Source organism: Roseivirga sp. UBA1976 (assembly GCF_002336325.1).
GTDB lineage: Bacteria > Bacteroidota > Bacteroidia > Cytophagales > Cyclobacteriaceae > Roseivirga > Roseivirga thermotolerans.
The window spans coordinates 1-13083 of the sequence record NZ_DDDQ01000109.1 but is presented as its reverse complement, the minus strand read 5'-3'; the positions used below and the strand labels follow the sequence as shown (position 1 = coordinate 13083).

Annotated in this window: 10 protein-coding genes; 2 read left to right on the top strand and 8 right to left on the bottom strand. The window is 43.1% G+C overall.

Translation table 11 applies throughout. The features are described from left to right. The 4 genes from leuB to B3763_RS10980 form a co-directional block, all read right to left on the bottom strand. Positions 1-782 (bottom strand): 3-isopropylmalate dehydrogenase (leuB, locus tag B3763_RS10995; RefSeq protein WP_286746454.1); only part of this gene is annotated, 782 nt, incomplete at its 3' end. Positions 783-789: 7 nt separating this feature from the next. Beyond that, complete coding sequence (gene leuD, locus B3763_RS10990) at positions 790-1377, bottom strand: 3-isopropylmalate dehydratase small subunit (protein WP_286746451.1); 588 nt, start codon at positions 1375-1377, stop codon at positions 790-792. Position 1378: 1 nt separating this feature from the next. After that, entirely contained in the window at positions 1379-2773 is a 1395-nt protein-coding gene (gene leuC / locus B3763_RS10985; RefSeq protein ID WP_286746450.1) for a 3-isopropylmalate dehydratase large subunit, read from the bottom strand. Between the two features lie 4 nt (positions 2774-2777). After that, the gene (locus B3763_RS10980; RefSeq protein ID WP_189631223.1) at positions 2778-3941 is read right to left on the bottom strand and encodes a 2-isopropylmalate synthase; all 1164 of its coding nucleotides are present in this window, start codon (positions 3939-3941) and stop codon (positions 2778-2780) included. 172 nt (positions 3942-4113) lie between these two features. On the opposite strand from B3763_RS10980, the gene B3763_RS10975 reads away from it, so the two are divergent. Continuing rightward, positions 4114-5658 carry a hypothetical protein gene (locus B3763_RS10975; RefSeq protein ID WP_189631222.1) on the top strand — a complete coding sequence of 515 codons (1545 nt, stop codon included), beginning with the start codon at positions 4114-4116 and terminating at the stop codon, positions 5656-5658. 45 nt (positions 5659-5703) lie between these two features. Here B3763_RS10975 and B3763_RS10970 read toward each other — a convergent pair whose 3' ends face one another. Next, positions 5704-6579, bottom strand: a complete 876-nt coding sequence (locus B3763_RS10970) for a diacylglycerol/lipid kinase family protein (protein WP_286746446.1) — start codon at positions 6577-6579, stop codon at positions 5704-5706. A gap of 201 nt (positions 6580-6780) precedes the next feature. Here B3763_RS10970 and B3763_RS10965 point away from each other — a divergent pair, with 201 nt between their 5' ends. Then, entirely contained in the window at positions 6781-7674 is an 894-nt protein-coding gene (locus B3763_RS10965) for an App1 family protein (protein WP_286746443.1), read from the top strand. Positions 7675-8024: 350 nt separating this feature from the next. On the opposite strand, the gene thrC is transcribed toward B3763_RS10965, so the two are convergent. From thrC to thrA, 3 genes are all read right to left on the bottom strand, one after another. After that, on the bottom strand, positions 8025-9317 hold the full coding sequence (gene thrC / locus B3763_RS10960) for a threonine synthase (protein WP_286746440.1): 1293 nt from the start codon (positions 9315-9317) through the stop codon (positions 8025-8027). A 30-nt stretch (positions 9318-9347) separates the two neighbouring features. Continuing rightward, a complete protein-coding gene (locus B3763_RS10955) occupies positions 9348-10274 on the bottom strand; it encodes a homoserine kinase (protein WP_286746437.1) in 927 nt (308 codons plus the stop codon). 207 nt (positions 10275-10481) lie between these two features. After that, on the bottom strand, positions 10482-12914 hold the full coding sequence (gene thrA / locus B3763_RS10950) for a bifunctional aspartate kinase/homoserine dehydrogenase I (protein WP_286746434.1): 2433 nt from the start codon (positions 12912-12914) through the stop codon (positions 10482-10484). Positions 12915-13083 lie beyond the last annotated feature (169 nt).

The window sequence follows — 13083 nt, the reverse complement described above, 5'->3', positions numbered from 1 at the left end:
GAAGGTAAGAGCCCCAGCGACCCGCCAATAACACTGGCCTCATCAGAAATAATATCACCAAACATATTCTCAGTTAGAATCACATCGAACTGCTTAGGATTTTGAATCATTTGCATGGCTGCATTGTCAACAAACATGCATTCAAGGGAAACATCGGGATAATCTTTAGCCACTTCATTGACACGTTCTCTCCAAAGCCGTGAGGTTTCCAGTACATTGGCTTTGTCTACAAGGGTGACGTGCTTTTTACGGTTTTGAGCCGACTGGAAGGCCAGATGCGCAATGCGATCTATTTCATAATTGGAGTAAGTACAGTGATCGAAAGCACCATCTTCTGTTCTTCCTTTTTCTCCAAAATATATACCTCCCGTCAACTCTCTATAAACAACTATATCAACACCTTTAATTTTTTCTGTCTTTAGTGGAGACATATGCAACAGGCTATCATAGGCTGTTACAGGTCTAATATTGGCATAAAGCCCAAGACTCTTTCTCAGTTTCAGAAGTCCTTGTTCGGGACGCACTTTGGCCTTGGGGTCATTGTCATATTTGGGATCTCCAATGGCTCCAAAAAGAAAAGCATCACTTCGCTCGCAAATGGCCAGTGTCTCATCGGGCAGAGGGTTGCCTGTATGGTCTATAGCCACAGCTCCTACATGCCCATAGGCATAGGTAAACTTATGACCATATTTTGCACAAACAGCATCCAACACTTTTATAGCCTCAGCTATTACTTCGGGGCCAATACCATCGCCAGGTAAAACTCCAATATTCTTCTTCACTCCCATCTTATATTACCTTTGAAGAGGCCTCATAGGCCTCAATTTCCTCTTTAATACTTACTAAAAAATCTATGTCGTCATAACCATTCAAGAGGCATTCCTTTTTATATGCGTTCACCTCAAATGTCTCTGCTTTATCATCAAAACTAATGACCTGTTCTGGCAGATTTACGGTTACTTGAAGGGCAGGATTTTTCTTAATGGCCCGTAATAAATCACCTAGAAAGGCATCTGAAACCTGAACAGGCAGTAGCCCGTTGTTGAGGGCATTTCCTTTAAAAATATCTGCAAAAAAACTAGACACTACCACTCTGAAGCCATAATCGTATAGAGCCCAGGCCGCATGTTCTCGTGAGGAACCACAGCCAAAGTTTTTGCCCGCTACTAATATTTCGCCAGAGTAGGTAGAATCGTTCAGCACAAAATCGGCTTTGGGTTCATTACCTTTCTCATAGCGCCAATCTCTAAACAGGTTTTCTCCAAAACCCTCTCTATTGGTGGCTTTTAAAAATCTGGCCGGAATAATCTGATCGGTATCTATGTCTTCTATAGGCATTGGTACTGCCGTTGAAGTAACTTTTACAAACTTTTCCATGTTAGTTGAGGTGTTTAGTGATGTCTACAATTTTTCCCTCAATAGCCGTAACAGCGGCTACCAAAGGACTGGCCAAAAGTGTTCTGGCTCCTGGCCCCTGCCTGCCTTCAAAATTTCGGTTTGAAGTAGATACACAATAGGCCCCGGCCGGCACCTTATCTTCATTCATTCCGAGGCATGCACTGCAGCCTGGCTCTCTTAACTCGAAACCGGCTTCTTCTAATATTTTATCCAGTCCCTCAGCCTTTGCCTGTTTTTCTACTTGCTTAGACCCTGGCACAATCATGGCATTGACATTGGAGGCCTTGCGCTTTCCTTTCACATAGTTTGCCACTATTCTAAGGTCTTCTATTCTGGAGTTGGTACAACTACCTATAAATACATAATCTATAGGTTTTCCGAGTAGACTCTCTCCGGCCTGAAAGCCCATATATTTGAGTGATTTATTGAAGCTTTCCTCTCCGGCTTCGGCCAGCCTATCTGGTATAGCTGATGTGATTTTAATGCCCATACCCGGGTTGGTGCCATAGGTAATCATGGGTTCTATGTCTTCTGCCGGAAAATTATATTCCTTGTCGAAAGTAGCTCCTTCATCAGAATAAAGTGTGCTCCAATAATCCAGGGCTCTCTCCCACGCCTCTCCTTTAGGGGCAAACTCTCGTCCATGAATGTAGTCGAATGTCGTTTCGTCTGGGGCTATCATTCCCCCTCTGGCACCCATTTCTATACTCATGTTGCAGATGGTCATTCGAGCTTCCATGGAGAGTGAACGGATGGCAGATCCGGCATACTCTACAAAGTAACCTGTTCCTCCGGCCGCTGTAAGTTTAGAAATGACGTACAGAATAATGTCTTTGGCATACACGCCTTTATTAAGCTTTCCATCTATAGTAATACGCATGGTTTTGGGCCTGGACTGTAATAAACACTGGCTGGCCATTACCTGAGCCACCTGGCTTGTGCCAATACCAAAAGCTATAGCCCCGAAAGCACCATGGGTAGAGGTGTGGGAATCGCCACAAACCATGGTTCTACCAGGAAGCGTAATTCCCAACTCCGGACCAATTACATGAACTATTCCCTGAAAAGGATGCCCCAGACCGTAGAGCGTTACGTTGTGTTTTTCACAATTATTAATCAAGGTATCTACCTGATGCCTGGAAAGGGCCTCTTGAATAAGTAAATGCTGATCTTTGGTGGGCACGTTGTGGTCGGGAGTTGCCACCATCTGATCTTTTCTAAATAAGGTGAGTCCTCGCTTTTCGATCTCTGAAAAAGCCTGCGGACTGGTTACTTCATGAATCAGGTGCCTGTCTATATACAGTACATCTATTCCTCCTTCAAGGCTTTTCACCACATGGGCGTCCCAAACCTTGTCAAACAATGTTTTTGCCATAGTATTAAACCGCTACCTTTTGTCTATACTCTACAATTTGGTGTAAATCTTCGTCTTCTACTTCTTTTTTATCATCTGCCACCCGTAGAAATTCTGCATAAACCACATCTAACTCATCTCGGGTGAGCTCATAGCCCAGATTTTTCATTCTGTAGGCCAGAGCCGCTCGGCCACTTCGGGCGGTAAGCACAATAGAAGAATGGTCTACTCCTACGTCAAGCGGATTGATGATTTCATAGGTCTCGCGATTCTTGATCACTCCGTCCTGATGAATTCCCGAGGAATGCGCAAAAGCATTGGCACCCACAATGGCCTTATTGGGCTGTACGGGCACACGCATGGTTTCTGATACATAGCGCGAAATGGCGTTGAGCTGGCGAGTATCAATATCGGTGAACTTGTTCAGGTCCGGATGCTGACGAAGCACCATAACCACCTCTTCCAAAGCCGTATTTCCGGCTCGTTCGCCAATACCATTTATCGTGCACTCAATCTGCGTGGCACCGTTCAATACTCCTGCAATAGAATTGGCAGTGGCCATACCCAAATCATTATGGCAGTGGGTAGACAAGGTGACCTTGTGTACTCCTTTCACATTTTCTCGGAGGTATTTGATTTTGGCCCCGTATTCTTCTGGTAAGCAATATCCGGTGGTATCGGGAATGTTGAGTACCGTGGCTCCAGCCTTAACTACCTGCTCGCAAACAAACGCAAGGAATTCATTGTCTGTTCTGCCGGCATCTTCAGCATAGAACTCCACATCTTCTACATACTTCTTGGCCAGTGAAACTGCAGCCACAGCTCTTTCAACAACCTTTTCGCGGCTGGTGCGCAGTTTATGTATCACATGGGAGTCTGAGGTACCAATACCGGTATGAATCCTTGGCCTTTTAGCTTTCCTAAGTGCATCGGCAGCGGTTACAATGTCTTTTTCTACCGCCCGGCTCAACCCGCAAACGGTTGCATTCTTAACCACATCGGCTATAGCCTGTACCGAATGAAAGTCACCCGGACTAGAAATAGGAAAGCCGGCTTCGATAACATCTACCCCCAGAGCTTCCAGTCGCTTAGCTACCTCAATTTTTTCCGCAGTATTGAGTTTACAGCCAGGCACTTGTTCGCCATCTCTAAGGGTTGTATCAAAGATTTGTATTTTTTGTTGATCCATCGTTTATTTGGTCTCAGTTCTTTGCTTCAATTCATATTATTCTCTCTAAAATTGAAGTTAGATAACCGATGAAACCACACCATAAGAGATGGTAGATATTCTACTATTTCTAATTCGGGTAATAGCTTGTTTTTATACTGTAAATCAATTAGTTACACCCTTTTGAATTACAATGGCTAAAGCAAAGAATGATGCTCTCTTCGAATTGATAAAATCTCTTACTCAAACTGAAAAGAGACACTTTCGATTGTATGTAAAACGCAGCGGAAACACTAGCGATGTTAAGTTCATAAAACTGTTCGATGCTATGGACGGCATGAAAAGTTATGACGATACTGAAATTCTTGAGAGGGTACCCAGCATTAAAAAAGCTCAGCTATCTAATCAGAAGGCTCATCTCTACCGCCAAATTCTTGGAAGTTTGAGACTATACCATATCGGTCAGAATCTCGACATTCAGTTGAGGGAATTACTAGACCATGCCAAGGTGCTTTACAATAAGGGGTTTTATAAGCAGGCTCTTAAAATGCTCGACAAGACCAAGCAAATGGCCAAAGAGAGTAGGCACTTTACCATAGCCTTAGAGGTAATGGAGTTTGAGAAGCAAATAGAATCTCAGTTCATTACGCGCAGTATAGACAACCGTGCCGAAGAACTGACTTCAGAAGTGGTTGAAACCACTGAGATTGTTCGTTCGAGCCACCAACTGTCTAACCTTACGCTCAATCTTTACAGTCTCTTTCTGCAAAAGGGCTACGCCAAAAACCAAGAGGAGTTCGATCAGGTGAGCCAATATTTCTTTAGTCACTTGCCCAAAGTAAACTTCGAACACCTCACCTTTTATGAACAACTCTATTTCTACCAGGCGCATGTCTGGTTCAACAAGATTGTACAGAACTTTCCGAATGTCTACAAACACTCCTTGGCTTGGGTAAAACTATTTCAGGAAACTCCGGAAATGATTGTGAAACAACCGGTACATTATATAAAAGGTTACAGAAATCTTCTGGGAGCACTTTTTCAGCTAAAGTACTATTCAAAGTTTTGCCAGGTTTTAGCTGAAGTAGAAGCACTGAGCAAGGATAAAAACATAGTACAGAATCTAAATACTGAAGTTCTGGTGTTTCAATTTCTCTATGTCTCCAAAATCAACAAGTATTTTATGGAGGGCAACTTTGCGGAAGGTGTAAAGATTATTCCCGAATTGTTAGAGAAACTGGAGCTGTATAAGTCTATGCTTGACCCCGAGCGAGTTCTTATCATCTACTATAAAATAGCTTCGCTTTACTTTGGAAATGGCAATTACAGAAAGGCTATATATTACCTAAACCAAATCATTCATTTTCAAGATGTTAAAATAAGAGAAGATATACATTGCTTTGCACGTATACTCAATCTGATTGCCCATTTCGAAGACGGTCAGGATTTCCATCTGGAATATCAAATTAAATCTACTTTTCAGTTCATTGGTAAGATGAATCAGCAACAGGCAGTACAAAAAGAGATTATTAGCTTTTTGAGAATTACCGGAAAAATAACCCCGGACCAGTTAAGAGATGAATTTGTAAAGTTGTATAACAGGCTACTACCACTCAACGAGGACATTTATGAAAGACGGCCGTTCTTCTATTTAGACATTCTTTCTTACCTGGAATCTAAAATTGAGAACAGACCGGTACACTTGGTTATTCAGGAGAAATTTGAAGGACTGAAGTGATGTACCATGTTTGGTTGGCGATTATATGACTTCCATAGGAAGAAATCAGTAATCATCACCCACAATTAATTTTAAACAACCGGGAACCACTTCTACGCTTACCTCTTTGGTTTCTCCCATTAGTTCACCATCAATTTGAAAGAATCTTGGTTCATTGAGGGTTACTTTTACTTTACTCGCCTGGTACACCTCGCAATAGGATGCGGCATCGTCAATATGTTCAAAAAACTGTCCGGCAAGCCCCGGTATGCTAAGGCTTCGCAAAACATAAACCTCAAAGATGCCATCATCTAATTTCCCAATGGTATTCAGAACAGCTCCGGTTCCGTACCTTCTTGCGTTGGCAAAGGCCACCATGTGGCCTTCTTCAACAACGGTTTTATCGCCAATCTTTAATGTGGCCTCAAATTTTTCCAGATTCAGAAGTTGACTCGTCACTCCTTTGGCATAACCTAAAAACCCGCGCCTCTCCCCTTCTTCAAACTCCTTTACAAGGCCTGCATTAAGTCCCACATCGCTAATGTGCAAACCATAATCTTTACCATTGAACAGCAGCATATCAGCTGCTATCGTTCGCCCATTCAAAATGAGATCAAGAGCATCAGGAAGTACTTCGGGAAAACCAATGTCTGTGGCCATGCCATTGGCCGATCCGGCTGGCAGTATACCCAGAGAAATACCTTTGTCAATAAGCACTTTTGCACATAACATCACCGTTCCATCGCCTCCCACCGCAACTACGGTATCGGGCACAAAAGCCTCAATGCATTGGTTCAACTTTTCTTCATCAGCTTCGCCCGTAGTCTCCCACTTTTCTATGGAAAGTTCCAAACCTTCTGCCCACTCATCGATTTGTTTTATATACTCCGTTTTGTCTTTGTCGCCAGAAATGGGGTTAATTACAAACAGTATCTTGTTCATTGCTAACGCTTAAACGAATAAAATTAAATGATTTCCGAACATCCGAAATGGAGCTCCTATAAACAAGCACCTATACGGGGAAATTCTTTTCAAAGATGGTGGAAAAGCCGTTTTCGATATGTCGATTATCCGTTTGTTCTGGCGTATCGAGGTTTTGGAAATGCTGAAAAGTGCTATGTACAAGGGCATGTATTTAAAGGAATGGCACTGCGGAATCCCGGGAAGCACACATCTGTTTGGAAAAACATTATCGCGCTACTTAAAATGTTTTTGGTTTCTACTATTGCAGACGCCAAAGTAGAACTTACGCTTAATGATAAAACGTACTGTTGCCGAAGTAATGAACAGGGCCTTTTTGAGTTTGAGATTGAAAATCATGGTTTAGGTCAGGGATGGCATAGCGCAGAACTCAGACTGGCAGATGAATTGGTAGATGGTCAGGAAGAGGTGAAAGTTTCCACAGAAATTCAAATTTCCACACAAAGCGAACTCATTTTCATTTCTGATATTGATGATACATTTCTGGTATCTCACGTCACCCAAAAGCCGAAGAAACTCTACACACTGCTCACCAACAATGCTGAAACACGCCAGCCGGTAAAGGGTGCTGTGGAGTTTTACAAAGCCCTTAAAACAGGAGGTAGCCAGAAAGAAAATCCATTCTTCTATGTTTCGAGCAGCGAATGGAATTTGTACGAATTTCTAGTACAGTTTATTAAGGTCAATGAATTGCCCAAGGGTGTATTGCAACTCAAACAGCTAAAAACAGGCTTTCTCGATTTCTTTAAATCAGGTTATGGTAGCCATTCACATAAGCTCGACAAAATAGAACGAGTTCTACAACTTTATCCGACAAAGCAATTTGTACTGCTTGGTGACAATGGACAGCATGACCCTCTGATTTACAAGGAGATAACTGAGAAAAACCCAGACAGAATCAAAGCGATTTATATAAGGGGAGTCAAGTCCAGACGTTGGGATGAAACCCAGAGTATCCTGCAAGAAATTGAGTCAATCGGTACGGCTTGTTGCCAGTTCAGGCATAGCCAACAGGCTTTTGAGCATGCCCAGTCTATTGGGTTGATCAGCACTTGAGAAAGGTGCTTTCCGTGCAGGGCACATCTCTAAAATTCTGCTCAACCCAATAGGTTTGGGGAATTGGCTTTTGAAATGAAAGCGTTGTTCTAATCCCCTAGCCCCCACTTCAAAAAGTAATTTCCTAACAAGAGACACCTCTATGGAATTCTAACCAACGATGTTTGCACGGACACTCCTCCTTGGCGAAGGAGGTTGGGAGGATTGGCTTTTCAAGTAATGAAATATGGTTGTTCTAATCCCCCTAGCCCCCTTTTCAAAAAAGGGGGAATGGCCTGTGCTAGATTGAAAAGCAACAAATTTGAGCCACTTCTACTAAGTGTTTTATTTACTTTTAGAGAGCACTCTACCTAAGAAGATTGTTTAAGGAAGTTCTTAAAGTCTGCATACTGGTTGCTCATTTTGATAGAGCTCTTTTGCTTTAGCATTAGGTCTTTAGCAAACCCGGGCATAGGCATTTTATCTCTCAGAGCTTTTTCCATTACAGGTCTAAACTTGATAGGATGAGCTGTTTCCAAAAACACTCCCTTCTGATCTATTTTGAGCTTTTTCTTTAACCCTGCATATCCAATCGCTCCATGCGGGTCGAGCAAATAACCTGTTTCTTTATGGCATTGCTCAATCGTTTCAAGAATCTGCTCATCGTGTAAAGTGAAGCCCGAAACTTCCTGAATCAAATCATCAAAAGAATGATCATAAAGCTCTAGCATTCTTGGAAAGTTACTCGGGTTGCTTACATCCATGGCGTTGGCATAGGTAGCTACTGTTGGTAACACCTCATATTCGCAACTTTCCAGATAGCGTGGTACTACATCATTGGCATTTGAGCAGACCAGAAATTTGCCCAACGGAAAGCCCATTCGCTTGGCTAGCATGCCTGCGGTTACATTGCCATAATTTCCGGAAGGAACGGCTATTAAAGCTTCTGCAGCATTTTTCATCTGTAGCGCCAAACTCGCATAGTAAATGGACTGGGGCATCCAACGCGCAATATTGATGGAATTGGCAGAGGTGAGGTTCAGTTTTTCACTTAGTTCAGCATCCAGAAAAGCTTGCTTCACCAAAGCCTGACAATCATCAAAATCGCCTTCTACTTCCAAGGCCGTAATGTTTCCTCTCAGGGTGGTAAGCTGCTTTTCCTGCAAGTCGCTCACTTTTCCCGAAGGATACAAAATAACTACCCGCACTCCTTCTACATTAAAAAAACCATTGGCCACTGCACCCCCTGTATCTCCAGAGGTGGCTACAAGAATTGTGGTTTCCCGGCTTTCGCTCTTGGCAAATTCTCCGAGGCAACGGGCCAAAAATCGCGCTCCTACATCTTTGAAGGCATAAGTAGGCCCATGAAACAGTTCCAGACTAAAGATTCCTGCTTCAACCTGAACGAGTGGAATCTCAAAATTAAAAGCCTCTTGTACAATAGTCTCGAGGGTGGTGTCGGAGAAAACGTCCTGGGTATAAGGCCTCATTATTTCGAAACCCAACTCTGGTAAACCGGAACTTTCCAGAGCACTGATTTTATCGTAACTGAAGCGCGGAATAGCCATAGGAAAGTACAACCCTTTATCGGCAGGCAGACTGTTAATTACAGCTTCTCTAAAGCCGACTTGGGGAGATGATCTTTGGGTAGAAAAAAACTGCATGCTCGACAATTCTGGATGTTTCTTTTGACTTTACTGAATTCGTTCGACTCCCCTGCCGTTTATGGCCGATTCGTAGAACCGGCAAGCAATACCTTTGGCTTCATAGAAATCTTTTACCCACTTTTTTAGCGGCTCAAGGTTTTGATCTGCTTTAAAGAAGGCGAACATTGCGGGTCCTGAGCCGGAAATATTAAAACCAATGGCCTCGTTTTCCAAGCATACGGTTTCTACATCGTCATAGCCCGGGATGAGTTTTTTCCGATAAGGCTGTGCCAATTGGTCTTTCATATATTTTCTAATCATCTGGTAATTGGCCGTAGTGAGTCCATTTATTAAACCGGCCATATTGGCGGCTTGCTCAATGGCCTGAGCCATAGGCACCTCTCTGGGCAATAGGCCTCTCGCTTCTACTGTTTTTACCAGCACATCAGGAAACAGAATAAGTACTTTTAAGGCTTTTGGGTAGCTTATTTGAAAGCCATCGAACGGATCGCAGCTTTTTACAGCTACAAAACCTCCCAGCATACAAGGTGCTACATTGTCGCCATGCCTGTGACCTGAAGCAAGCATTTCGCCATCGAGGGCAAAAGGGACTAACTCTTCTTTGGTCATTCCTGTGTTCAGCAGTTCATTGGCCGCAAAAACAGCGCCCACAGCACTGGAGGCCGAAGATCCCAAACCACTACCCGGTGTAAAACTCTTTTCTATTCTTATAAGAAAACCACCATCGTAGCCCACTTCTTTGCAAAACGAACTCAAGGCCACAGTGGCCACATTCTTCTCAGGGTCTTGTGGAATATCGGCTCCTACTGCATCAATCAAATAGGCCTGGCCATTTCTTTTGCTAAGCGTAATTGTATCGCCTATACCTTCTAGCGCAAAGCCTAGAATATCAAAGCCAGGTCCGACATTCGATACGGAGGCGGGTGCAAAAATTTTTACCGAATCTTTATTCATTCTTCTATTTCCAAGTTATACGTCATTGCGAGAAATGAAACCTGTGAAAACAAGGTTTCATAACGAAGCAATCTGCTTGTATAGGACACACTGCAGGTAACAGACAGATTGCCACATCACAAGTTTGACTTATAGCCAAACTTTCTCCTCGCAATGACAGTTCCGAGAGTATCTACTGTTTTTCAATCACCGATTTCTAATTCCTACCTACTGATTAGCTATTCGTAATACATCGGCAAAAATACCACTTGCGGTAACTTCTGCACCAGCACCTGCTCCTTTAACTACTAAGGGTTGTTCCTTATACCTTTCGGTGTGAAAAAGCACAATGTTATCCTTACCTTCCAGGAAGTAGAATGGGTGATGCAAGGCTACCTGTTCCAGAGCCACTTTGGCTACCCCATCTTTGAAGCTGGCTACTACCCTTAACTGAGCGCCTTTCTCCTTGGCCTTTGAGTAAAGCTCCAAAAAGTGGTCTTCATGAGCATCCAATAGTTCATAGAATGTGTTCAAGTCAGGGGTATTTTTGCAAGCTTCAGGTAAAAAAGACACCTGTTCAATCTGCTCCATCTCCCATTTTCTACCGCTTTCTCTAATCAGTATAAGTAGCTTTCTCATCACATCTTCGCCAGAAAGATCTAACCTTGGATCCGGCTCGGTCAAGCCAAGCGCCCTGGCTTCTTTTACAATGCTTGAAAATGGACGCTTACCATCATAATTATTGAAAAGGAAGTTGAGCGTGCCGCTTAAAACAGCTTGTATAGCATGTATTCTATCGCCCGATTTAAACAACTCATTCATGGTAGAAATTACTGGAAGGCCTGCAGCCACATTGGTCTCAAATAAAAACTGGCTACCGTACTTTTTCGTGGCATATTTCAAGTTCAAATAAGAAGACATATCGCGCGTGGCGGCAATCTTATTGGGAGTAACCACCGATATGCTCGACTCCAACAACTCCCGATAAGTGGCGGCTATGGTATGTGAAGCGGTGATATCTATGAAAATACTGTTCCTTAGGTTCAGTGCCTTCATTTGAGCAATAAATGCCTCAATAGTTGAGTCATTCCCATGCTCTAATAACTGCTCCCATTGTGTTAAATCGACACCTTCTTCATTGAAATAGCTTTTTCTGGAATTGGCCACGGCCACCACCTGAATATCCAGATTAAACTCTCGGGCCAGTAATTCTTGTTGTTTTTGCACCTGCCTTAGAAAAGCCCTGCCTACATTGCCCACCCCTACCACAAACAGATTCATTTTCTTTAACTCTGAAAGAAAGAAACTTTCGTGAAGTGTATTCAAGGCCTTTTTAAGGTCTGCTTTGGCTACAACAGCCGTAATATTTCGCTCAGAGGAACCTTGTGCTATGGCCTTCACACTTATTCCATTTCTACCTAGAGTATTGAACATTTTGCCGGAAATCCCCACCTGGTTTTTCATATGAGAGCCTACCAGTGCTATAATACTTTGATCTTCGTCTACTACCGGTTCATCTATTTTATGTAATGATATTTCCTGCTCAAACTCCTCAATTATGGCCTCAAGAGCTGCATGAGCATCGGTCTTGGAAATACCCACACATATGGAATGTTCAGATGAGGCCTGGGTAATCATAATCACGTTTATGTTGGCCTGGCTTAGGGCTTTAAAAAGGCGATAAGAGAAACTTGGTATACCCACCATGCTGGCACCTGAAAGGTTAACCAGTGCTACATCCTGAATACTGGAAATTCCGCAAATGGTCTGCTTTTCGTCATCCCACTCTTTAGTAACCAAAGTGCTTGGGCCTTCAGGGTCGAAAGTATTCTTCACCCAAATTGGAATTTCTGCATCAAGAGCGGGTTGAATACTTGGCGGATAAAGCACCTTAGCCCCAAAATGAGATAGTTCAAGCGCTTCTTCGTATGAAACATGCTCCAGCAAATGAGCCGAAGGAACCAATCGCGGATCGGAGGTCATTAGACCGTTAACATCTGTCCAGATTTGTAATTCTCTGGCCTGAAGCAAATTAGCCAAAACCGCTGCCGTGTAGTCAGAACCACCACGCCCCAGCGTAGAGGTTTCGTTATCGCTGGTTGAAGCAATAAAGCCCGGGAAAACACTAATTGAAGCTAATTGTGGCTTAAGCTCTTGTAAAGCTGCTTTGGTGGACTGCCAAAGTACATTGGCACCACCGAATTTCTTATCGGTAATCAGGTATTTTCGGCTGTCATAGAGTTCTACCTGAAGCCCTTCTTTTTTGAGATATTCACTAATAATATAGCTCGATAGCCTTTCACCACAGGACTGAATATAGTCGCTGGTTCTTGGAGTCAATTCGCGCAAAAGATATACGCCTCTACAAATTTCGGTAAGTCGAACGAAGAGCTTAGAAATCTCGAAGCAGTTGGAATTTCCTGTGAGTTCCTTAAACGCAGTGCAGTGCTTATCCTCTAAGTCTTGTAGGTTGGATTCATAACTGGCATCACGAACCGCAGCTTTTTGCGAAATGGAAATTAGAGTGTTCGTGACCCCGCTCATGGCAGAAACTACTACCACCAACTGTTCCTGACCGGATTCCTTTTTCAGAATCTCAGCAACCTTTCTGATTGCCTCTACACTTCCTACGGACGTACCGCCAAACTTCAAAACCTTCATGGTTTCGCTGATTTATTGATTTATGAATTATTTAATTGCCACAAGCGGTGTCTTCACCGCTTTTCTCACATTGATGATGACACCAATGATGGCCAAAATTATGCTCGCCATTCTGTCCCGACTTTTCAGGAGCATAACCCTCTTTAAAAAGACCCTGAAACAAGTTCAG